Here is a 21,549-nt window from a genome sequence, read left to right as displayed (position 1 = left end):
GCTTGATCAAAGGCGCTCATCGCTTGCCGATCCTTCTACGCCGCGAAAGCCGCGACCCAACAAGTACTGCTCCCTGGAACGGTCTCGCGACGACAAAGGCTTGCGCATCTGTACCTTGTCGAACAGCTTGCGGATGTCCTTGTGGTACACGTCAAACCCTTCACCCTGGAAGACTTTGATCAGGAAATCGCCACCTGGGCGCAGCACACGGCCGGCTAAATCAAGCGCCAACTCACAGAGGAACATTGCGCGGGGCATATCAACAGCGCTCAATCCACTCATATTGGGGGCCATGTCGGAAATCACAAGGTCTACCTGCGTATTACCGACAGCCTCGAGGATCTGCGCCAGTACCTCATCCTGGGTGAAATCCCCCTGAATGAAAGTCACGTCAGGGATGCTGTCCATTTCCAGGATGTCAGATGCAATCAGCCGACCTTGACCACCAATCAGACGACTGGTCACCTGCGACCAGCCGCCTGGCGCCGCGCCAAGGTCGATGACCGTCATGCCAGGACGAATGATCTTGTCCTTCTCCTGAATCTCCAGGAGCTTGTAACTGGCGCGGGAACGGTAGCCATCCCGCTGCGCCATTTTGACGTACTTGTCGTCGAAGTGTTCTTTAAGCCAGTTATGGCTGGTTTTGGAACGTGCCACGGAGCACCTCAAAAAATTAGGACGAGTCGCGATTAACCGGGCGGTCCCGGACTCGCTCGGGTAAACTGGCCGCCGCTTTTTACAAGATCAGACGCAGAGGTCAGATTATGCCGCTCACTCAAGAGCAGAAGAAACAATACAAATCCATTGGCCACCATCTGAAACCGGTGTTGATCGTGGCGGACAATGGTCTGACTGAAGGTGTGTTGGCCGAACTGGAGCGCGCACTGGGCGATCACGAGTTGATTAAAATCAAACTCAACATCCTCGACCGCGAAGGCCGCCTGGCAGCCATCGCTGAACTGTGCAAAGTCGGCAAGGCCGATCTGGTGCAGGTCATTGGCAAAATGGCGCTGATTTACCGCAAGAACCCGAAGGTAAACAAGCAGCTGTCCAACGTCCACCGCTTCAACTGATCCTCTTCGGGTCAGCGGCGAACACGCGCTGGCCGTTAGATTGGATGCCCAGCTGCAAAGTTGAGCGCCGAACCGGTCAGACCCGACATGCGACCGCCGGTTCGATAGGCCATGCAATGACCTTCGAACCCGCTGTCTGAATCTACACCCGCGCAATGCGGGTGTTGCTCATCAAACGTGACGCACTTCCACGATTTCGTACTCGATCACACCGCTTGGTGTCTTCACAGCGACGACATCGCCCTCTTCCTTGCCAATTAACGCGCGAGCGAGCGGCGAGCCCACCGAAATCTTGCCCAGTTTGAAGTCAGCTTCGTCCTCACCCACGATGTGATAGGTGACGCGGTCGTCTGTCTCCACGTTGGCAATTTCGACGGTAGTGCCGAAGATCACTTTCCCAGTGTGAGGGATGGTGGTGACGTCGATGATCACCTGATTCTGGATCCGGCCTTCGATGTCGCGGATGCGCGCTTCGACCATGCCCTGCTGTTCGCGGGCGGCATGGTACTCGGCGTTTTCCTTGAGATCGCCCAGCTCGCGCGCAGTCCCGATGTCCTGACTGAGCTTGGGACGAACCACCTTGGTCAGGTGTGCGTGTTCCTCTTCCAGGGCGCGAGCGCCCTGAACGGTCATTGGGTACTTGATCATGCTTTCAGTCCTGCGTGTAGATCCTGCAAGCGGCGTACGGTTTTTTCAGGGCCGAACTTCAGCGCTTCACAGATGGCCTCGCCCGCAGCGATAGTCGTGGTGCAGTAGATCTTGTGCTGCAGGGCATTGCGGCGAATGGAGTAGGAATCAGCGATCGACTGGCGCCCTTCGGTCGTGTTGATGATCAGCGTGACTTCGTCATTCTTGATCATGTCGACCACGTGTGGACGGCCCTCGGTCACCTTGTTGACGCGGCGAACTTTCAGCCCGGCCTCTTCGATCAGGCGTGCGGTGCCAGCGGTTGCAACGATGTCGAAGCCCAGTTCGATCAAGCTGCGTGCCACACCTGCCACCAGCGGCTTGTCGTCGTCACGCACGCTGATGAAGGCCGTGCCGCCAGTCGGCAGGACTTCACTAGCGCCCATCTGGGCTTTCGCGAAGGCTTCGCCGAAGGTGTCGCCGACACCCATGACTTCGCCGGTCGACTTCATTTCTGGGCCGAGGATCGGGTCGACGCCCGGGAACTTGGCGAATGGGAACACCGCTTCTTTCACGCTGTAGAAATTCGGAATGATTTCTTTGGTGAAGCCGAGTTCTTTCAGCGTTTTGCCAGCCATGACGCGAGCGGCAATCATCGCCAGGGAGACCCCGATGCACTTCGACACGAACGGCACCGTACGCGATGCGCGCGGATTCACTTCGATGACGTAGATGTCTTCGCCCTGCAATGCGAGCTGCACGTTCATCAGACCGACAACGCCGAGCTCCAGGGCCATTTTCTTGACCTGCTCACGCATTTCGTCCTGGATATGCGCCGGCAGCGAATACGGTGGCAGCGAGCATGCCGAGTCACCGGAGTGAACACCGGCCTGTTCGATGTGCTGCATGATCGCGCCGATCACCACGTCGGTGCCGTCGCAGACCGCATCAACGTCCATTTCGATGGCGCAGTTGAGGAAGTGGTCAAGCAGCACCGGGCTGTCGTTGGACACTTGAACCGCTTCACGCAGGTAGCGCTTGAGTTCGTCTTCTTCGTAGACGATCTCCATCGCACGGCCGCCCAGTACGTAGGACGGACGCACCACCAGCGGGTAGCCGATCTTCGCCGCCGCCCGAATGGCTTCGTCTTCGCTGCGCACGGTGGCGTTTGGTGGCTGACGCAGGTTCAGTCGCTCGACCATCTGCTGGAAGCGCTCACGGTCTTCTGCACGGTCAATGGCGTCCGGGCTGGTGCCGATGATTGGCACGCCTGCAGCTTCCAGTGCGCGCGCCAGCTTCAACGGGGTCTGGCCGCCGTACTGGACGATCACGCCTTTCGGCTTCTCGACGCGGACGATTTCCAGCACGTCTTCCAGGGTCACCGGCTCGAAGTACAGACGGTCAGAGGTGTCGTAGTCGGTCGATACGGTTTCAGGGTTGCAGTTGACCATGATGGTCTCGTACCCGTCTTCACGCAGGGCCAGCGCGGCGTGTACGCAGCAGTAGTCGAACTCGATGCCTTGGCCAATGCGGTTCGGACCGCCACCCAGAATCATGATCTTGTCGCGATTCGTCGGGTTGGCTTCGCACTCTTCCTCGTACGTGGAGTACATGTACGCGGTGTCGGTGGCGAACTCGGCTGCGCAGGTGTCAACGCGCTTGTAGACCGGCAGCACGTCCAGTTTGTGACGATGCGTGCGCAGGTTCTTCTCGGTCACACCCAGCAGCTTGGCCAGGCGGGCATCGGAGAAGCCCTTGCGCTTGAGGCGATACATGATGTCGCGGTCAATCGCCGACAGGCCGAGGGTCTTGACCTTCTCTTCGTCCTTGATCAGATCTTCGATCTGCACCAGGAACCAGGGGTCGATCATGTTCATGCCGAAAATCTGTTCAACCGTCATGCCGGCACGGAAAGCGTCAGCGACGTACCAGATGCGCTCGGCACCCGGAACCGTCAGCTCGCGCTTGAGAATGCTCATGCTTTCCGGATTGCTGAGGTCCAGCTTCGGATCGAGACCGCTGACACCCACTTCCAGGCCGCGCAGGGCTTTCTGCAGGGATTCCTGGAAAGTCCGGCCGATGGCCATGACTTCGCCGACTGACTTCATTTGAGTGGTCAGGCGCGCGTCAGCTTTGGCGAACTTCTCGAACGCAAAGCGTGGCAGTTTGGTCACGACGTAGTCGATCGATGGCTCGAACGACGCCGGGGTCTTGCCGCCGGTGATTTCGTTCTGCAACTCGTCCAGCGTGTAGCCGACAGCCAGCTTGGCTGCCACTCGGGCGATCGGAAAACCGGTGGCCTTGGAAGCCAGTGCAGAAGAACGAGAAACCCGCGGGTTCATCTCGATCACAACCATGCGGCCGGTGTCAGGGCAGATACCGAACTGAACGTTCGAGCCGCCTGTTTCTACGCCGATCTCGCGCAGAACCGCCAGCGAGGCGTTACGCAGAATCTGGTATTCCTTGTCGGTGAGCGTCTGTGCCGGCGCAACGGTGATGGAGTCGCCAGTGTGGACGCCCATCGGATCGAAGTTTTCGATGGAGCAGACGATGATGCAGTTGTCCTTTTTGTCGCGGACAACTTCCATTTCGTATTCTTTCCAGCCGATCAGCGACTCGTCGATCAGCAGCTCTTTGGTCGGCGACAGGTCGAGACCGCGGGCGCAGATTTCTTCGAACTCTTCACGGTTGTACGCGATGCCGCCACCGGTGCCGCCCATGGTGAAGGACGGACGAATGATGCACGGGAAACCCAGCTTTTCGAGGACCGCATTGGCCTCTTCCATGCTGTGGGCGATACCGGAACGCGGGCAAGCCAGGCCGATGGACTTCATGGCCTTGTCGAAACGGGAGCGGTCTTCAGCCTTGTCGATGGTATCGGCATTGGCGCCGATCATCTCAACGCCGAACTTCTCCAGAACGCCTTCGCGCTCCAGGTCCAGCGCGCAGTTCAGTGCGGTCTGGCCGCCCATGGTTGGCAGCAGCGCGTCGGGGCGTTCTTTTTCGATGATCTTGGCGACGGTCGCCCATTTGATCGGCTCGATGTAGGTCGCATCCGCCATGGCCGGGTCGGTCATGATGGTGGCCGGGTTCGAGTTGACCAGAATGACGCGGTAACCCTCTTCGCGCAGGGCCTTGCAGGCCTGGGCGCCGGAGTAGTCGAATTCGCAGGCCTGGCCGATCACGATCGGGCCAGCGCCAAGAATCAGGATGCTTTTAATGTCTGTACGTTTTGGCATGGGTTGTCACTCGAATCCTGTGTCAGTCGGCAAGCCGTCTTGAACATCTCAGGTGCCGGGCGGGCTATCGAACCTTGTCCGATCCGCCGCGGCCACCTGCTCGCTACAGTCGCAAGGCAGCCTTAGCGGCGCTTGTCCATCGCTGTGATGAAACGATCAAACAGCGGCGCGACGTCGGTCGGGCCCGGGCTCGCTTCAGGGTGGCCCTGGAAGCTGAACGCGTCCTTGTCGGTGCGCTCGATGCCTTGCAGGCTGCCGTCGAACAGCGATTTGTGAATCGCGCGAACGTTGCTAGGCAAAGTCGCTTCGTCCACCGCAAAACCGTGGTTCTGGCTGGTGATCATGACCACGCCGGTGTCCAGGTCCTGAACAGGGTGGTTGGCGCCGTGGTGGCCCAGATCCATCTTGATGGTACGAGCGCCGGAAGCGAGCGCCAACAGCTGGTGACCCAGGCAGATACCAAAGACTGGAATGTCAGTCTCCAGCACATCCTTGATCGCCTGAATGGCGTAGTCGCAGGGCTCCGGGTCGCCAGGGCCGTTGGACAGGAAGATGCCGTCCGGCTTGAGGGCAAGCACTTCACTGGCAGGGGTTTGCGCAGGTACGACCGTCACACGGCAACCACGCTCAACCAGCATGCGCAGGATGTTCAGCTTGACGCCGTAGTCCCAGGCGACCACGTGGTACTTCAAATCAGCTGCGGCAACTTCGGGGCTGCTGTCGGACTGCAGATTCCAGACCGTGGAGCGCCACTCGTAGGTGTCTTTCGTGCTGACTTCCTTGGCGAGGTCCATGCCCTTCAGGCCCGGGAAGCCCCGTGCTGCCGCGATGGCCGCTTCTTCGGAAATGTTGTCGCCAGCCATGATGCAGCCATTTTGAGCGCCCTTCTCGCGGAGAATGCGCGTCAGGCGGCGAGTGTCGATGCCTGCAATCGCAACGGTTTTATTGGCTTTCAGATACTCAGCGAGCGGCATCTTGTTACGCCAGTTGCTCGCCACCAGTGGCAGGTCGCGAATCACCAGACCCGCCGCCCAGACGCGGTCAGACTCGGCATCTTCCGGCGTGGTGCCGGTGTTGCCGATGTGCGGGTAAGTCAGGGTGACGATTTGCTGGGCATAGGAAGGATCGGTAAGAATTTCCTGATAGCCGGTCATTGCGGTGTTGAACACCACTTCACCAACGGTCTGACCGTCGGCACCAATGGCTTCGCCGCGAAAAATGCTGCCATCAGCAAGGGCGAGTATGGCTGGCTTAGTCAAGAAGACCTCCCGTAATAAAGCCTGAAAGGGCGATCGCAGGTTGTAAAAAAGCGGAATGACGTATAGACACGTCACCCCGCTTTTTTCATAGAATTATCTGCGCGCTTTTAGTGGACACACTAAAGCTGTAGCTTACAGAAAGAGGTCTTTTTAATCCACCGCTAAAATTGCCGTGAGGGCTGGGGAGTGCGACGGGACATCGCGTAGCGGGTGTGTAATGGCTTGAAACTGCGGGCAGGATACAGGGAAAGCCCCTCTCCTGCCCGCATTGTTACTTGTCAGATTCAGAGCACCGGACCACTCAACGCAGATCGAGCACGTCCTGCATGTCGTAAAGACCCGGCGCCTTGCCATCGAGCCACAGCGCTGCACGCACTGCGCCCTTGGCGAATGTCATGCGACTTGACGCCTTGTGCGTAATCTCCAGGCGCTCGCCCTCGGCGGCGAACAGCACAGTGTGATCACCTACGACGTCACCGCCACGGACCGTGGCGAAACCGATCGTCTCGCGGTCACGAACACCCGTGTAGCCCTCACGACCGTAGACAGCGACCTTGCTCAAGTCACGCCCCAAGGCATTGGCAACGACCTCGCCCATGCTGACCGCCGTACCCGACGGCGCATCGACCTTGTTGCGGTGATGAGCTTCGATGATCTCGATGTCCGCATCTTCACCCATCACTCGCGCCGCCAGATCCAGCAGCTTGAACGACAGGTTCACACCCACACTGAAATTGGACGCGAAGACGACAGAAATGTCCCGGCTCGCCTCCTCCAGCAGGCGCTTTTGTTCGACGCTCAAGCCGGTGGTACCAATGACCATCGCCTTGCCCGCCTTACGACAGAGCGCCAGATTTTTCAGCATGACGTCCGGCAATGTGAAGTCGATCAGGACGTCGAACTCGTCGGCAACCTGCTCCAGATTACCGGTCAACTGAACACCGATACGCCCCAGCGATGCGAGTTCGCCGGCGTCGGCACCGATCATCGTGCTGCCGGGACGAACGATTGCCGCCGTCAGCCCGGTGAGCGGCGCACGATCCTGCACCGCCTCGATCAGGTTCTTGCCCATGCGCCCGGCGGCGCCCATCACTGCAATGCGTCGCATGCCCTGCCCCTTAGAGATCGCCGAAGAAACGCTTCACACCTTCGAACCAGCCACTGGCTTTAGGCGAGTGAGAGCTGTCACCTTCAAGGGAGGCACGGAACTCTTCGAGCAATTCACGCTGACGACGCCCGAGGTTGACCGGAGTTTCGACGGCAACACGGCACATCAGGTCGCCGGCGCCGCCACCACGTACAGGGGCAACGCCCTTGCCGCGCAGGCGGAACTGCTTACCGGTTTGCGTGCCTTCCGGGATCTTCAGTTTGACGCGACCATCCAGCGTCGGGACTTCCAGCTCACCACCCAGTGCAGCGTCGGTGAAGCTGATTGGCACTTCGCAGTACAGGTGCTTGCCGTCGCGCTGGAAGATCGCGTGTTCACGCACGTTGATCACGACGTACAGGTCGCCCGTTGGGCCGCCCTGCGTCCCCGCTTCACCTTCGCCCGACAGACGAATGCGATCGCCGGTATCGACGCCTGGCGGCACTTTGACCGACAGCGTCTTGGACTCTTCCACACGGCCTTCGCCATGGCAGGAGTCGCAAGGATCGGAGATGATCTTGCCGTTGCCGTGGCAACGCGGGCAGGTCTGCTGAACAGAGAAAAAGCCCTGCTGCATGCGCACCTGGCCGATGCCGCCGCATGTCGGGCATGTCACCGGGGACGAGCCCTTTTTGGCGCCGCTGCCGTCACACGGCTTGCAGTTGACCAGCGTCGGCACACGGATGCTGACAGTCGTGCCGCGCACCGCTTCTTCAAGATTCAGCTCGAGGGTATAGCGAAGATCGCTGCCACGTTGGGCACCACCACGACCACCACCGCCAGCGCGACCCCCGCCGAAGAAGTCGCTGAAGACATCGCCAAAGATGTCGGAGAAGTTGGCGCCACCGCCGCCGAATCCGCCGCCACCCATGCCTTGATCGACGCCGGCATGACCGTATTGGTCATAGGCCGCGCGCTTGCTGGCATCGGAAAGCACTTCGTAGGCTTCGTTGGCTTCCTTGAAGGCGTCTTCCGAAGCCTTGTCACCCGGGTTGCGGTCAGGGTGATATTTCATGGCGAGACGGCGATAAGCCTTTTTCAGGTCTGCTTCACTGGAGCCACGCTCCACGCCCAATACTTCGTAATAATCACGCTTTGACATAAATTTTCCGCACTCTTGAGGACGTCCGGCATGACCCTCCTGAGTCTGCCGAACTCGTTGAGCCCCTTTCAGGCCCGGACCCAACTCACGTCAATTCAACGATCCTGGTCTTGGTTCAACGGCCTTCGATCGACCGAGAAAAGCGGCTGAACAAGCCGGAGTGCAGGAGCATCCGGCTTTGCCACAAAGCCCGCGATACGGAATCGCGCGCTTGAAAATTCGGGTGTTCCAGACACGCCAACGCGGGAGCAAGCTCCCGCGCGGCGACATCCTACCAGCGACCACTGGAAGGTGGTCAACCGGCGATCAAGTGAGCCTGCGCTTACTTGTTTTCTTTTACTTCTTCGAACTCGGCGTCGACAACGTCGTCGGCCGGCTTGCTTTCTTCCTGAGCGGGCTGAGCACCGCCTTCAGGTTTTTCGCCTTGCTCGGCGTACATTTTCTGAGCGACCGGCGCGGAGACTTTCGACAGCTCTTCGATCTTGGCGTCGATGGCAGCCTTGTCGTCGCCTTTCACAGCGGCTTCAAGTGCAACCAGTGCAGCCTCGATAGCGGTCTTCTCTTCGGCGGTGACTTTATCGCCAGCGTCGGAGATCATTTTGCGCGTCGAGTGAACCAGCGCATCGCCCTGGTTACGGGCAGATGCCAGCTCTTCAAACTTGCGGTCTTCGTCCGAGTTCGCTTCAGCGTCGCGAATCATCTGCTGGATTTCTTCGTCCGACAGACCCGAGTTGGCCTTGATCACGATCGACTGAGTCTTGCCCGTCGCCTTGTCTTTCGCGCCGACGTGCAGGATGCCGTTGGCGTCGATGTCGAAGGTTACCTCGATCTGAGGCACGCCACGTGGTGCTGGCGGAATCTCGGCCAGGTCGAACTTGCCCAGGGACTTGTTCTGAGCCGCTTGCTTACGCTCGCCCTGCAGCACGTGAATGGTCACTGCGCCCTGATTGTCGTCGGCAGTCGAGAACACCTGCGATTTCTTGGTAGGAATCGTGGTGTTTTTCTCGATCAACGCGGTCATCACGCCGCCCATGGTTTCGATACCCAGCGTCAGCGGGCTGACGTCCAGCAGCAGAACGTCTTTCACGTCGCCGGCCAGTACCGCACCCTGGATGGCTGCACCCATAGCGACGGCTTCGTCAGGGTTGACGTCTTTACGCGCTTCTTTACCGAAGAACTCGGTGACCTTCTGCTGAACCAGTGGCATACGGGTCTGACCGCCGACCAGGATCACGTCGTTGATCGCGCCGATGTCGATACCCGAATCTTTCAACGCAATGCGGCAAGGCTCGATGGTGCGCTGAACCAGGTCTTCAACCAGCGATTCCAGCTTGGCGCGCGAGATCTTCACGTTCAAGTGCTTAGGACCGGTGGCATCTGCAGTGATGTACGGCAGGTTCACGTCGGTCGAATTGCTCGAAGACAGTTCGATCTTCGCTTTCTCGGCAGCTTCTTTCAGACGCTGCATCGCCAGCGGATCACCTTTCAGGTTCATGCCGGATTCTTTCTTGAATTCGTCAACCAGGTAATCGATCAGGCGGATGTCGAAGTCTTCACCACCCAGGAACGTGTCGCCGTTGGTGGCCAACACTTCGAACTGGTGCTCGCCATCGACTTCAGCGATTTCAATAACGGAGACGTCGAACGTACCGCCACCCAGGTCATAAACGATGACGGTGTGATCACCCTTCGCTTTGTCCATACCGTAAGCCAACGCGGCTGCGGTCGGTTCGTTGATGATGCGCTTCACGTCCAGACCTGCAATACGACCGGCGTCTTTGGTGGCCTGACGCTGGCTGTCGTTGAAGTAAGCAGGGACGGTGATGACTGCTTCAGTCACGGTCTCGCCGAGGTAGTCTTCGGCGGTCTTCTTCATTTTCTTCAGGATTTCAGCCGAAATCTGAGGAGGGGACATTTTCTTGTCGTTGACTTCAACCCACGCATCGCCGTTATCAGCCTTGGCGATTTTGTAAGGGACCATCTTGATGTCTTTCTGCACGACTTCTTCGTCGAACTTACGGCCGATCAGACGCTTCACCGCGTACAGGGTGTTGTGCGGGTTGGTGACTGCCTGACGCTTGGCCGATTGGCCTACGAGGATCTCGCCATCATTGGCATACGCAATGATCGACGGGGTGGTACGAGCGCCTTCGGCGTTCTCGATAACCTTGGCTTTACCGTTTTCCAGAACCGAGACGCAGGAGTTGGTGGTCCCCAGGTCGATACCGATAATCTTGCCCATTTTTGACTCTCCCGAAACTTAAATTTGGTTGCCGCAACTGCATTTACAAATTGCGGTAATTCTTAAACGCTTGGCCTGTAAATGGGGGCCACTCAGCTAATTTCAAGCCTGCTCGTCAATCGACGGCGAAACAGGCGATGGCGCCTTGCTGACCACGACCATGGCCGGGCGAAGCAGACGGCCATTGAGCTGATAACCCTTCTGGAACACCTTGAGCACGCTGTTCGGCTCGACGTCAGCGCTTTCCTGCATCGCCATTGCCTGATGGTGCTCGGCGTTGAACGGCTGGCCATGTGGGTCGATGGCTTCAAGGTTGTAGCGCTTGAGCGTGTCGTAGAACATTTTCAGCGTCAGCTCGATGCCTTCCCGCATCGGCCGGATGCTCTCGTCATCCGAGTTGGACAAGTCCAGACCACGCTCAAGGCTGTCGACGATCGGCAGCAGATCGCTCGCAAACTTCTCGAGCGCAAACTTGTGCGCCTTCTCAACGTCTTGCTCGGCACGGCGGCGGACGTTCTGCAGATCCGCAGCCACACGCAGAGACTGGTCCTGCGCCGCCTTCAGCTGTTCTTCAAGCACTTGCACACGGGTTGCCAGATCATCTTGAGAAGTCGCCGTGTCGGCAGCCTGATCCTGGGCCTGCATGTCCGGGTTCTGTTCGTCAGCCATAAATTCTCTCCTTCTAATTACATCCGTGAGCTCAACTCACGCCTCTGCCCGGCTATATGGGGTCGTAATTTTCGGGTTCAAGGGGTTTAGGTGCAGGATCGGCTGAATAACCCTACAAATGTTCCGACATGAGTTCGACGGCCCCGCACGGTGGCGAAATGCAGGTTTGATGCTAAAAATGGGCGATGACCTTTCAAATCGAGCTAAGGGCGGGCATTGTCAGCCCAAACCAAAACACTGTATAAATAACCAGACAAATTGTTTGGGAGCCGCTCTGATGCTGGTCCACCTGTCCATACATAACTACGCCATCGTTGAACATCTCGATCTCGAACTGGATCGCGGCATGAGTGTGATCACCGGGGAAACCGGGGCCGGCAAGTCGATCATGCTCGACGCCCTCGGCCTGACGCTGGGCGATCGCGCCGACAGTGGCGTGGTAAGGCCAGGGGCCGACAAGGCAGACATTCTCGCGACCTTCGACGTGTCGGATATCCCTGAAGCAAGCGCCTGGCTGAAGGAGCGGGACCTCGAAACCGACGGCCCCTGCATTCTGCGCCGCGTCATTACTGCCGAAGGCCGTTCACGCGCCTACATCAATGGCACGCCATGCCCCCAGGGCGACCTGAAAGCACTTGGTGAACTGGTCATCGACATTCACAGCCAGCACGAGCATCAGTCACTGCTCAAGACCGATACCCATCGGCGACTGCTGGACGAATACGCGGGCGCCACCGATCTCGCCCGCCAGGTTCATCTGGCCTCCCAGCGGTGGCGGCAAACGCGGCAGGAGCTTGAACGTCTTTCCAACTCCGGCGACGAGCAGCGTGCCAAGCATCAGTTGCTGAGCTACCAGCTTGAAGAGCTGGAAAGCCTGAGCCTCGGCGAAAACGAACTCGAGCGGCTGGAACAGGAACACACCACGCTGACCAATGCCGAGAGCCTGTTGGGCATCTGCCGGCAAGTGGTCGAGCTGTGCAGTGAAAGCGATTCGGGCAATGCGCTGAACGCACTGACCGCCAGCCTCAACAGACTCAGCAGCGTGAACAACACGCCCGATGCACTGAATGAAGCGACCAACCTGCTCTCCAGTGCGCAGATTCAGGTCGAAGAGGCCGTCGGCGAGATCAATCGTTTCCTCGATCGCTTCGAAGCGGACCCCGCCCGCCTGCAGCAAATCGAAGAGCGCCTCGACACCATCTACACGCTGGCTCGCAAACACCGCGTGCAGCCGACTGAAGTCGCGGCGCTGCATCAGAAATTGCTCGACGAGATCGAAACCCTCAACGCCAACGATGAAGCGATCGAGAGACTGGAGCATGAGGTAGGTTCCTACGCGCGGCACTATCAAGAGAAGGCGCGCGAACTGAGTGACCTGCGTCACCGCGCTGCACCGGAGCTGGCCCACAAGGTCGAGCACGAAATCCAGCGGCTGGGCATGCCGGGCGGCCGCTTCAATATCGAGCTGCGTGAGAACGTAGATAAAGAACTGTCACCTAACGGGCTGGAGCAGGTTGAGCTGCTGGTCAGCGCCAACCCGGGTCAGCCGCTCAAGGCGCTGGCGAAAGTGGCGTCGGGCGGGGAGCTGTCGCGAATTAGCCTGGCGATACAGGTGATCACCGCACAGACATCCCGGGTTCCGACGCTGGTGTTTGACGAAGTCGACGTTGGTATCGGTGGCCCAACGGCTGAGATTGTTGGCCAGCTGCTGCGACGTCTTGGCGAACGCGGCCAGGTCATGACGGTTACCCACTTGCCGCAAGTGGCCGCCCAAGGGCATCAACACCTGTTCGTGCACAAGGTTCGTGAAGCGGATGCGACGCGCACGGCGGTGTCCAAGCTAAGCAAAAATGAACGCGTGGAAGAAGTGGCGCGAATGCTGGGAGGGATCGATTTGACCAAGGAGTCGCTTGCGCACGCCAAGAAGATGGTGGTCACGTCCAAATCGTGACGATCATTATGGCCTGAGCCGGACGGCGTTGATGTGGCGGTATCCCGATCCCGCAACGTAGACACAACAAAGGCGACCCGCGGGTCGCCTTTGTCGTACTTCACAAAAGGCTTACACCTTTTGCTTGCGTACGTAGAGCACCAGATTGTGATCAACCAGCTCGAAGCCGTGTTTGCTCACAATGGCTTTTTGCAGTTTTTCGATTTCTTCGTCGAAGAACTCGATAACCTCGCCGGATTCCACGTTGACCATATGGTCGTGGTGACCTCCGTCAGCCAGCTCGAATACCGCATGGCCGCCGTCGAAATTGTGGCGAACCACCAATCCGGCTGCTTCGAACTGAGTCAGAACTCGGTAAACCGTTGCCAGACCGACGTCTTCGTTGGCCTCCATCAGCGCCTTGTAGACGTCCTCCGCGCTCATGTGACGCTGCTGCGCAGAATCGAGCATTTGAAGGATCTTGACCCGCGGCAGGGTCACTTTAAGTCCGGCTTTGCGTAGTTCGCTATTTTCAACCATGGTCAGCTTTCTCGCAGACGCTGCTTCGCAGCTTCTCTTAATGCAGGTATGATCGGGGTTTACGTTGTCCCAGCCAAGATAGTGGAAGTCGCCCACCGATGCAAAACACCAAGCTCTTGCTAACCAGTTTCACCTTCGTGGGACTGCTCGCACTCGCCGGTTGTTCATTCCCCGGGGTTTATAAAATCGACATCCAACAGGGCAATGTCGTCACGCAGGACATGATAGACCAGTTACGCCCGGGAATGACCCGTCGGCAAGTAAGGTTTATCATGGGCAACCCCTTGTTGACCGACACCTTCCACCCTGAACGCTGGGACTATCTGTACAGCCTGCAGCCTGGTGGTGGTGAACGCCAGCAGGAGCGTGTCAGCCTGATATTCAACGGCAATGATCAACTGGCGAGCCTGTCCGGTGACTTCAAGCCGGGCGTCAGCCGCGACGAGGCCATTCTCGGCAATAGCAGCGACACGACTGTCACCCCCGAAAATCAAGGGACGCAGCCGCCGAAGGAAGAGCCGCCGAAGCCTGGTTCGTTGCTTGAGCAGATTCAGAACGATGTCGACAAGGTCGAGACCGTGCCCGTTCCTTCCCAGGAACCACTGGACACAAATCCGCGCTGATCCACCGTTTCCCAGTAGAATCAGCCGCACAAAAAAGCCCGGACATCCCGGGCTTTTTTACGTCTCTCAATCGTGCCGATGAGAAAATTAAATCGATTTTTGCGCCTTTCTTGAAGCCGCGGCTTTTAAAGCGCGCAGACGCCGTACCTCTTTCGGATCAGCGAGCAACGGGCGATAAATCTCGACCCTGTCACCGTCATCCAGCTCGCGCCGCTCCGGATCGCCAACGAGCTTGCCGAAGATGCCCATCGGGCACTGCGCGAGATCCAGCTCAGGAAAACGCTCGGCCATGCCCGACGCGATAGCCGCAGCGCGTACTGATGTTCCGGCAGGCACATCCAGTGCGAGCAACGTCTGACGGTCAACGGCGGCATACACCACCTCAACGCGAATCAGCCGCTCAGCCATGCAGCTCTTTGGCTCGCTGGCAGAAGGCATCAACCAGAGTGTTGGCGGCCTGATTGAACAGCGGCCCCAATGTTGCGCGGACTATCGAGCCGCTGTAGTCGAACGACAGGTCCAGACTGATCTTGCAGGCCTTTTCATTCAGGGCCTTGAAGGTCCAGACGCCGTGCAGCTGGCTGAAAGGCCCCTCCTCCAGATTCATCTCGATGGTTTGCCCGGGGGTCAGCGTATTGCGTGTGACGAAGTGCTGGCTCAAGCCGCCTTTGGCGATCTCGACACGCGCACGCATTGAGGTATCACTCTGCTCCAGCACACTGGCGCCGGAACACCAGGGCAGAAACTCGGAGTAGCGACTCACGTCATTGACCAGGTCATAAAGCGCCTGGGCGGGATACGGCAAAAGGGCGGAACGTTGAATATGCGTAGTCATGTCAGCGTCATTTCCAAAGCTGAGCGGCAAAGACAATCAAGATGCCGATCGGCGCCACATAGCGCATCAAAGAGAACGTTAAAGCGAACAGAACCGGGCTACGTACCGACAACTCGTCGCGCACCGCACCGCGTCCCATCACCCAACCTGCGAATACCACGAAACACAATCCACCCAACGGCAGCATGATCCGCGAGGTGAAGAAATCGATCACGCCAAAGAAATCCAGCCCCGACGACGATCCCCACTGATAGAGATGGAACCCGCCGCCTTCGTTCACGAAGAATTTGGCCTGCTTCCAGATGTTGAAAGAGAAAACCGTCCCAAGGCCCACGAACCAGCAGATGAACGATAGCCAGAAAGTCACCCAGCCACGGCGCACCTTTGTACGCTCGACCAGGTACGCGACCATGGGCTCGAGCAAGGAAATGGCCGAACTCCAGGCCGCGACGGCGACAAGAATAAAGAACACCACGCCCATGACGGTACCGAAGGCGACGTTACCAAATGCATACGGCAAGGTAACGAACATCAGGCCCGGCCCTTCGCTTGGATTCAGGCCCGCTGCGAACACAATCGGAAACAATGCAAGGCCCGCCAGCAGCGACACAAACGTGTCGAGCAATGCCACGCCGACCACTGTCGCGCTGATCGAAGCCTCCTTGGTCATGTAGGCGCCGTAGATCATGATCGATCCAACGCCCACGCTGAGCGAGAAGAACGCGTGCCCCATGGCCGGGAGCAGACCATCAAGGACCTTCTCAGGCGTGAAGTCGAACATGAAATGCACGCCTTCCATGAAGTGCCCGGTGGTCAGGCTATAACCCAACAGAATCACGATGAGCACGAACAGCAACGGCATCAGGATGCGCAGGCTGCGCTCAAGGCCGGCGTTGACGCCCTTGGCAATGGTGATCGCCGACAGCAGCATGAACAGCGTGTGCCAGCCGACCAGGCGCCATGGATCAGCGATCATCTCGCCAAAATAGGCACCGACACCGTCAGGCGTGACGCCTTTGAAATCGCCCTTGCCGACATCGATGATGTACTCGAGCGACCAGCCCCCCACGACGCTATAGAAAGAGAGGATGAGCAACGCGGTGACCATGCCGGCAAACGCGCCCCATGACCACTTCGACGAATGCCCGGCGGCGAGCGCCAGCGAACGCAGCGCGTTGGCCGGACTCTGCCGCGCACGACGGCCGATGAGCGTCTCGGCGATCATCACCGGAATACCGATCAGGGCGATGCACGCGAGGAACACCAGCACAAACGCACCGCCGCCGTAGACGCCGACCATGTAGGGGAATTTCCAGATGCTGCCCAACCCCACGGCAGAGCCGGTGGCAGCCAGGATGAACACCCAGCGACTGGCCCAACTCCCGTGAACCGAAACCTTGTCCGTCGACATCGTTGACACGTCCAACACGCAAAAAAGATCGCGCATTGTCCGGGATTCACTCCACGTGCTCAAGCACACAGCTTCAGCGTGCGAGCCCATAGCCGAGACGCCCGTTGATCCCTATAATGCGTCGCCTATGGCTAAGCTCAAGAAACATCCCACAGGGACCATCGCGCAAAATAAAAAGGCGCGTCACGATTACTTCATCGAACACAAGTTCGAGGCCGGTCTGGTCCTGGCTGGCTGGGAAGTAAAAAGCCTGCGTGCCAACAAGGTGCAGCTGGTTGACAGTTACGTGTTGCTCAAGGACGGTGAGGCCTGGCTGATGGGTAGCCATATCTCGCCGTTGACGACAGCCAGTACCCACGTCATCGCTGACCCGACACGCACCCGTAAACTGTTGCTCAACAAGCGCGAGCTGGAGAAGCTGACGTCGTCTGTTCAGCAAAAAGGCTATGCCTGCGTGGCCCTTGCCCTTTACTGGAAGCAGCACTTGATCAAGTGCGAGATTGCTCTGGGTAAAGGCAAGAAGGAATACGACAAGCGCGACACCGAGCGCGAACGCGATTCCAATCGCGAGCTGCAACGCGCAGTGCGGAACAAGGGCAAGGAAGACTGACTCAGTCTCTCCCGCCTGTTTCGGCAAGACCGGGTCTCGGCTGAGGCCCGGTAAAAATGCACGTTCAGCAGCGCCGGCTGGTTATCAGCGGCACGTTCCCCATCGTGCGCAACATCACCTCCTCAAATCCGGCTGCGCCGCTCAGCCCGGGCAGTTCGCTGCACTTGCTGGCGCACTTCCTCCAGCACTTCCTGCACGTACAGCAAGTGACGGCTCGACACTTCTCGAGCGTCGTCCGCCCGCCCTTCGATAATCGCCAGGTACAACTCACGATGCTGATCAATCAGCATGTCCCGGGTTTCTGCGCGCTGTTTGTACATGCCGCCAATGTTGGTGACGACACTGCGCCGCAGCAGATCGAACAGACCGCGAATGGTGTGTAGCAACACGGCGTTGTGGCTGGCTTCGGCGATGGCGAGGTGAAAATTGGCGTCCGCCGCGCCCTCCTCCGCGCGGCTCACTTCCTCCGCACGGCTGTAGCAGTCCTGCAAAGCATCAAAGGCTTCGCGCAGCTGCATCCGATCAACATCTGTCGCACGTATCGCCGCGTAGTAGGCGCAGGAGGCTTCAAGGGTGTGGCGAAATTCGAGCAGGTCGCGCTGGGCTTCCGGACTGCTTTCCAGCAGATGAAGCAGCGGATCGCTGAACGTCGATCCAATGCTGTCGACGACGTAGTTGCCGCCCCCCTGACGGCTGACCAACAGCCCTTTGGCCGTCAGCTTTTGAATGGCTTCGCGCAACGAGGGACGTGACACACCAAATTGCTCGGCCAGCGCTCGCTCAGCCGGCAGGCGACCGCCGGAGCGCAACGTGCCCTCCAGAATCATCCTTTCCAGCTGCTCGACAATATCGTCGGACAAGCGGCGCTGACGCACCTGATCAAACCCCATAACCCTTCACTCCACATCCCGACTGCCCCGCCTGACATGGCCGCGGGGCGCATATTCTCGCCCATCGTAACCAGACATTCACCCGGCAGATGTAGGAGAAATCGCCCTCTCAGGCGAAGAGCGGGCGAAATCCGGGCGAGCTGCTACGAAAGTTTAAGCGTCATAAATTGACACACCATCGGCAAGGCTTCTAACCTAGCGCCAAGACATTGTAAATTGGTATTACCAATTTACAATGCCGGCGATGGACGGCTTGCCGCTGTCCCACGCTGCAGGCACTTCCCGACGGCGGAACGCTTGAGCTGGTGAGCTGTGCGACTCGTTCGTCAGCGCCGGCAGGAAGACAGACAAGCAGTTGTCACCTGCAGGAGCCGCGCACGTAAGACATGGACACCGGGCCTAACCAAAAACAATTAGGGGCCTCATACATGCAAACCTGGCAACAGCTCTACACACCTCTTGGCGGCTTGGGCTTTTCGGCGCTGGCGGCTGTCATTCCGATCGTTTTCTTCTTTGTCGCGCTGGCGATATTCCGGCTCAAGGGCCACGTCGCAGGCGCCATCACGCTTGTTCTCGCCATACTGATCGCGATCTTCGCGTTCCAGATGCCTGCCGACATGGCCGTTGCTTCCGCCGGTTACGGGTTCCTCTATGGCTTGTGGCCGATCGCGTGGATCATCGTCGCCGCCGTGTTTCTCTACAAACTGACGGTCAAAAGCGGCCAGTTCGAAATCATTCGCAGTTCGGTCATGTCGATCACTGACGACCAGCGCCTGCAGGTCTTGCTGATCGGTTTCTGCTTCGGCGCGTTTCTGGAAGGGGCCGCAGGCTTCGGCGCACCGGTGGCGATCACCGCTGCGTTGCTCGTTGGCCTGGGTTTGAACCCGCTGTACGCCGCCGGCCTCTGCCTGATCGCCAACACTGCACCCGTGGCGTTTGGCGCATTGGGTATTCCGATCATCGTGGCCGGTCAGGTGTCGGGCCTCGACCCGTTCAAGATCGGTGCAATGGCCGGTCGTCAATTGCCGCTGTTGTCGGTGTTCGTGCCGTTCTGGCTGATGTTCATGATGGACGGCGTGAAAGGCGTCAAGGAGACCTGGCCGGCGGCGCTGGTCGCGGGCGGCAGCTTCGCCATCGTTCAATTTCTGACCTCCAACTTCATCGGCCCGGAACTGCCTGACATTACCTCAGCGCTGGTCAGCCTCGTGGCCCTGACGTTCTTCCTGAAAGTCTGGCAGCCCGCTCGCGCAGCCGATGCGCAGATCGCCGGTGCGCCAGGCGGTGCCGCAGTCATGGGCGGCGGCGCAGGAAATGCAGGCGGCTTTGGTCAGCCGCGCACCACCAAGAAATCGCCGTACTCGGCGGGCACCATCGTCAAAGCATGGTCGCCCTTCCTGATCCTCACAGTCGTCGTGACGATCTGGACGCTGAAGCCGTTCAAGGCGCTGTTCGCGGCAGGCGGTCCGCTGCAAGGGCTGACCATGAACTTCCCCGTCCCGCACCTGGATCAACTGGTCATGAAGATGGCGCCGATTGTCGCCAACCCGACCGCCATGCCAGCGGTGTACAAGTTTGACCTGCTGGCCGCCTCGGGCAGCGCGATTCTGATCTCGGCGATTCTGGCGATGATCGTGCTGCGTATCAGCGCCAAAACCGGGCTGACCACGTTCAAAGAAACGCTCATCGAACTGCGCTGGGCCATCGTGTCCATCGGCATGGTGCTGGCCTTCGCCTTCGTCATGAACTACTCCGGCATGTCCTCCACCCTGGCGCTGGTCCTCGCCGGGACAGGCAGCGCCTTCCCGTTCTTCTCGCCGTTCCTCGGCTGGCTGGGCGTATTCCTGACGGGTTCCGACACCTCGTCGAACGCGCTGTTCGGCTCGTTGCAGGCGACTACCGCACATCAACTGGGCGTCAGTGACGTGCTGATGGTGGCGGCCAACTCCAGCGGCGGCGTGACCGGCAAGATGATTTCCCCGCAGTCGATCGCAGTGGCCTGCGCGGCGACTGGCCTGGTGGGTAAAGAATCCGACCTGTTCCGCTTCACCCTCAAGCACAGCATTTTCTTTGCCACCATCGTTGGCTGCATCACCTACGCCCAGGCGTACTGGTTCACCGGCATGCTGGTTCATTAATCAGACGAGCGCCGGGTGCGTTTTTAGCGCCCGGCTGTGGCCCCCGCTCACTCATCTGCGAGATCCCATGATCATTTCTGCCTCCACCGACTACCGCGCCGCCGCTCAGCGCAAACTGCCGCCCTTCCTGTTTCACTACGCCGACGGCGGCGCCTACGCCGAGCACACCCTGCGCCACAACGTCTCCGACCTGGCCAGCATTGCGCTGCGCCAGCGCATCCTGAAGAACATGTCCGAGCTGAGTCTGGAGACGACGCTGTTCGGTGAAACCCTGAGCATGCCGATGGCACTGGCACCAGTCGGTCTCTGCGGCATGTATGCCCGCCGTGGCGAAGTGCAGGCCGCGCGCGCTGCAGACGCCAAGGGCATTCCGTTCACGCTGTCGACGGTTTCGTTGTGCCCGATTGAAGAAGTCGCTCCGGCGATCAAGCGACCCATGTGGTTTCAGCTCTACGTGCTGAAAGACCGCGGCTTCATGCGGAATGCGCTGGAGCGAGCCAAGTCCGCCGGCGTGAAGACCCTCGTGTTCACCGTCGACATGCCCGTCCCGGGCGCGCGTTACCGTGACGCGCATTCCGGCATGAGCGGCAAAAGCGGGCCGATGCGCCGCGTCTTGCAAGCCATGACTCACCCGCAATGGGCGTGGGATGTCGGCATCAACGGCCGCCCCCACGACTTGGGCAACGTGTCGGCCTATCGCGGCAACCCTACCGGTCTCACCGACTACATCGCCTGGCTGGGCAACAACTTCGATCCGTCGATTTCATGGAAAGACCTGGAATGGATTCGCGATTCCTGGGACGGCCCGATGATCATCAAGGGCATCCTCGACCCGGAAGACGCCCGGGATGCCGTGAAATTCGGCGCCGACGGCATCGTCGTGTCCAACCATGGCGGTCGCCAGCTCGATGGCGTGTTGTCCAGTGCCCGTGCGCTGCCGGCCATTGCCGACGCGGTGAAAGGCGATCTGAAGATTCTCGCCGACTCCGGCATTCGCAGCGGCCTGGACGTGGTGCGCATGATCGCCCTCGGGGCCGACACCGTGCTGATCGGCCGCGCGTTCATCTACGCCTTGGCCACTCACGGTGAGGCCGGGGTGAAAAACCTGCTGGATCTGTTCGAGAAGGAAATGCGCGTGGCGATGGTCCTGACCGGTGCCAAGTCGATCAGCGAGATCACTCGCGATTCACTGGTTCGCGAACTGGGCGCCTGACCCG

At 59.2% G+C, this 21,549-nt stretch carries 19 protein-coding genes; 6 read left to right on the top strand and 13 right to left on the bottom strand.

The window, feature by feature from the left end; genetic code table 11:
* Window positions 1-6: 6 nt before the first annotated feature.
* A complete protein-coding gene (gene rlmE, locus QWI18_RS12380; RefSeq protein WP_192132956.1) occupies window positions 7-657 on the bottom strand; it encodes a 23S rRNA (uridine(2552)-2'-O)-methyltransferase RlmE in 651 nt (216 codons plus the stop codon).
* A gap of 107 nt (window positions 658-764) precedes the next feature.
* Between rlmE and QWI18_RS12375 the strand changes: the two genes are divergently transcribed.
* On the top strand, window positions 765-1,073 hold the full coding sequence (locus QWI18_RS12375; RefSeq protein ID WP_369318944.1) for a YhbY family RNA-binding protein: 309 nt from the start codon (window positions 765-767) through the stop codon (window positions 1,071-1,073).
* Between the two features lie 171 nt (window positions 1,074-1,244).
* Here QWI18_RS12375 and greA read toward each other — a convergent pair whose 3' ends face one another.
* The 7 genes from greA to grpE all read right to left on the bottom strand — a co-directional run bounded on the left by greA (window position 1,245) and on the right by grpE (window position 11,358).
* Complete coding sequence (gene greA / locus QWI18_RS12370; RefSeq protein ID WP_037015137.1) at window positions 1,245-1,721, bottom strand: transcription elongation factor GreA; 477 nt, start codon at window positions 1,719-1,721, stop codon at window positions 1,245-1,247.
* On the bottom strand, window positions 1,718-4,939 hold the full coding sequence (carB, locus tag QWI18_RS12365) for a carbamoyl-phosphate synthase large subunit (RefSeq protein WP_369318943.1): 3,222 nt from the start codon (window positions 4,937-4,939) through the stop codon (window positions 1,718-1,720). The genes greA and carB overlap by 4 nt, the downstream gene beginning before the upstream one ends.
* Window positions 4,940-5,061: 122 nt before the next feature.
* Window positions 5,062-6,198, bottom strand: coding sequence for a glutamine-hydrolyzing carbamoyl-phosphate synthase small subunit (gene carA, locus QWI18_RS12360; protein ID WP_065987610.1), 1,137 nt, complete (start codon window positions 6,196-6,198; stop codon window positions 5,062-5,064).
* 301 nt (window positions 6,199-6,499) lie between these two features.
* The gene (dapB, locus tag QWI18_RS12355) at window positions 6,500-7,306 is read right to left on the bottom strand and encodes a 4-hydroxy-tetrahydrodipicolinate reductase (protein WP_369318942.1); all 807 of its coding nucleotides are present in this window, start codon (window positions 7,304-7,306) and stop codon (window positions 6,500-6,502) included.
* Window positions 7,307-7,316: 10 nt separating this feature from the next.
* The gene (dnaJ, locus tag QWI18_RS12350; protein WP_065987612.1) at window positions 7,317-8,447 is read right to left on the bottom strand and encodes a molecular chaperone DnaJ; all 1,131 of its coding nucleotides are present in this window, start codon (window positions 8,445-8,447) and stop codon (window positions 7,317-7,319) included.
* A 322-nt stretch (window positions 8,448-8,769) separates the two neighbouring features.
* Entirely contained in the window at window positions 8,770-10,689 is a 1,920-nt protein-coding gene (dnaK, locus tag QWI18_RS12345) for a molecular chaperone DnaK (protein ID WP_065987613.1), read from the bottom strand.
* A gap of 102 nt (window positions 10,690-10,791) precedes the next feature.
* Entirely contained in the window at window positions 10,792-11,358 is a 567-nt protein-coding gene (grpE, locus tag QWI18_RS12340) for a nucleotide exchange factor GrpE (RefSeq protein WP_065987614.1), read from the bottom strand.
* Window positions 11,359-11,635: 277 nt separating this feature from the next.
* On the opposite strand from grpE, the gene recN reads away from it, so the two are divergent.
* Window positions 11,636-13,309, top strand: coding sequence for a DNA repair protein RecN (recN, locus tag QWI18_RS12335; RefSeq protein WP_369318941.1), 1,674 nt, complete (start codon window positions 11,636-11,638; stop codon window positions 13,307-13,309).
* Window positions 13,310-13,420: 111 nt separating this feature from the next.
* Here recN and fur read toward each other — a convergent pair whose 3' ends face one another.
* A complete protein-coding gene (gene fur / locus QWI18_RS12330; RefSeq protein ID WP_065987616.1) occupies window positions 13,421-13,828 on the bottom strand; it encodes a ferric iron uptake transcriptional regulator in 408 nt (135 codons plus the stop codon).
* A 98-nt stretch (window positions 13,829-13,926) separates the two neighbouring features.
* On the opposite strand from fur, the gene QWI18_RS12325 reads away from it, so the two are divergent.
* Window positions 13,927-14,451 (top strand): outer membrane protein assembly factor BamE, encoded by a 525-nt coding sequence (locus QWI18_RS12325; protein WP_192132976.1) that lies wholly within the window; start codon window positions 13,927-13,929, stop codon window positions 14,449-14,451.
* Window positions 14,452-14,538: 87 nt separating this feature from the next.
* Here QWI18_RS12325 and QWI18_RS12320 read toward each other — a convergent pair whose 3' ends face one another.
* The 3 genes from QWI18_RS12320 to QWI18_RS12310 are packed head-to-tail and all read right to left on the bottom strand — an operon-like array spanning window position 14,539 to window position 16,697.
* Window positions 14,539-14,859, bottom strand: a complete 321-nt coding sequence (locus QWI18_RS12320; RefSeq protein WP_192132978.1) for an RnfH family protein — start codon at window positions 14,857-14,859, stop codon at window positions 14,539-14,541.
* Window positions 14,852-15,286, bottom strand: a complete 435-nt coding sequence (locus QWI18_RS12315) for a type II toxin-antitoxin system RatA family toxin (RefSeq protein ID WP_065987619.1) — start codon at window positions 15,284-15,286, stop codon at window positions 14,852-14,854. The genes QWI18_RS12320 and QWI18_RS12315 overlap by 8 nt, the downstream gene beginning before the upstream one ends.
* A 7-nt stretch (window positions 15,287-15,293) precedes the next feature.
* Window positions 15,294-16,697 carry a sodium-dependent transporter gene (locus QWI18_RS12310; protein ID WP_065987700.1) on the bottom strand — a complete coding sequence of 468 codons (1,404 nt, stop codon included), beginning with the start codon at window positions 16,695-16,697 and terminating at the stop codon, window positions 15,294-15,296.
* Window positions 16,698-16,824: 127 nt separating this feature from the next.
* Between QWI18_RS12310 and smpB the strand changes: the two genes are divergently transcribed.
* Window positions 16,825-17,307, top strand: a complete 483-nt coding sequence (gene smpB / locus QWI18_RS12305; RefSeq protein WP_065987620.1) for an SsrA-binding protein SmpB — start codon at window positions 16,825-16,827, stop codon at window positions 17,305-17,307.
* A gap of 122 nt (window positions 17,308-17,429) precedes the next feature.
* Here smpB and QWI18_RS12300 read toward each other — a convergent pair whose 3' ends face one another.
* A complete protein-coding gene (locus QWI18_RS12300; protein ID WP_192132982.1) occupies window positions 17,430-18,197 on the bottom strand; it encodes a GntR family transcriptional regulator in 768 nt (255 codons plus the stop codon).
* A gap of 428 nt (window positions 18,198-18,625) precedes the next feature.
* Here QWI18_RS12300 and QWI18_RS12295 point away from each other — a divergent pair, with 428 nt between their 5' ends.
* Both QWI18_RS12295 and lldD read left to right on the top strand, forming a co-directional pair.
* Window positions 18,626-20,332 (top strand): lactate permease LctP family transporter, encoded by a 1,707-nt coding sequence (locus QWI18_RS12295; protein WP_369318940.1) that lies wholly within the window; start codon window positions 18,626-18,628, stop codon window positions 20,330-20,332.
* A 67-nt stretch (window positions 20,333-20,399) separates the two neighbouring features.
* Entirely contained in the window at window positions 20,400-21,545 is a 1,146-nt protein-coding gene (lldD, locus tag QWI18_RS12290; protein ID WP_369318939.1) for an FMN-dependent L-lactate dehydrogenase LldD, read from the top strand.
* Window positions 21,546-21,549 lie beyond the last annotated feature (4 nt).

The sequence above is a fragment of the Pseudomonas sp. W2Oct36 genome, assembly GCF_041060465.1.
In the GTDB taxonomy this organism is placed as follows: Bacteria; Pseudomonadota; Gammaproteobacteria; order Pseudomonadales; family Pseudomonadaceae; genus Aquipseudomonas; species Aquipseudomonas graminis_B.
This window is presented reverse-complemented; position numbering and strand designations above follow the sequence as displayed.

Excerpts from the sequence above, each read along its gene's own strand:
- QWI18_RS12375 (WP_369318944.1), top strand. The coding sequence starts at position 765 with ATGCCGCTCACTCAAGAGCAGAAGAAACAATACAAATCCATTGGCCAC.
- greA (WP_037015137.1), bottom strand. The coding sequence starts at position 1,721 with ATGATCAAGTACCCAATGACCGTTCAGGGCGCTCGCGCCCTGGAAGAG.
- carB (WP_369318943.1), bottom strand. The coding sequence starts at position 4,939 with ATGCCAAAACGTACAGACATTAAAAGCATCCTGATTCTTGGCGCTGGC.
- dapB (WP_369318942.1), bottom strand. The coding sequence starts at position 7,306 with ATGCGACGCATTGCAGTGATGGGCGCCGCCGGGCGCATGGGCAAGAAC.
- dnaJ (WP_065987612.1), bottom strand. The coding sequence starts at position 8,447 with ATGTCAAAGCGTGATTATTACGAAGTATTGGGCGTGGAGCGTGGCTCC.
- dnaK (WP_065987613.1), bottom strand. The coding sequence starts at position 10,689 with ATGGGCAAGATTATCGGTATCGACCTGGGGACCACCAACTCCTGCGTC.
- grpE (WP_065987614.1), bottom strand. The coding sequence starts at position 11,358 with ATGGCTGACGAACAGAACCCGGACATGCAGGCCCAGGATCAGGCTGCC.
- recN (WP_369318941.1), top strand. The coding sequence starts at position 11,636 with ATGCTGGTCCACCTGTCCATACATAACTACGCCATCGTTGAACATCTC.
- fur (WP_065987616.1), bottom strand. The coding sequence starts at position 13,828 with ATGGTTGAAAATAGCGAACTACGCAAAGCCGGACTTAAAGTGACCCTG.
- QWI18_RS12325 (WP_192132976.1), top strand. The coding sequence starts at position 13,927 with ATGCAAAACACCAAGCTCTTGCTAACCAGTTTCACCTTCGTGGGACTG.
- QWI18_RS12320 (WP_192132978.1), bottom strand. The coding sequence starts at position 14,859 with ATGGCTGAGCGGCTGATTCGCGTTGAGGTGGTGTATGCCGCCGTTGAC.
- QWI18_RS12315 (WP_065987619.1), bottom strand. The coding sequence starts at position 15,286 with ATGACTACGCATATTCAACGTTCCGCCCTTTTGCCGTATCCCGCCCAG.
- QWI18_RS12310 (WP_065987700.1), bottom strand. The coding sequence starts at position 16,697 with ATGTCGACGGACAAGGTTTCGGTTCACGGGAGTTGGGCCAGTCGCTGG.
- smpB (WP_065987620.1), top strand. The coding sequence starts at position 16,825 with ATGGCTAAGCTCAAGAAACATCCCACAGGGACCATCGCGCAAAATAAA.
- QWI18_RS12300 (WP_192132982.1), bottom strand. The coding sequence starts at position 18,197 with ATGGGGTTTGATCAGGTGCGTCAGCGCCGCTTGTCCGACGATATTGTC.
- QWI18_RS12295 (WP_369318940.1), top strand. The coding sequence starts at position 18,626 with ATGCAAACCTGGCAACAGCTCTACACACCTCTTGGCGGCTTGGGCTTT.
- lldD (WP_369318939.1), top strand. The coding sequence starts at position 20,400 with ATGATCATTTCTGCCTCCACCGACTACCGCGCCGCCGCTCAGCGCAAA.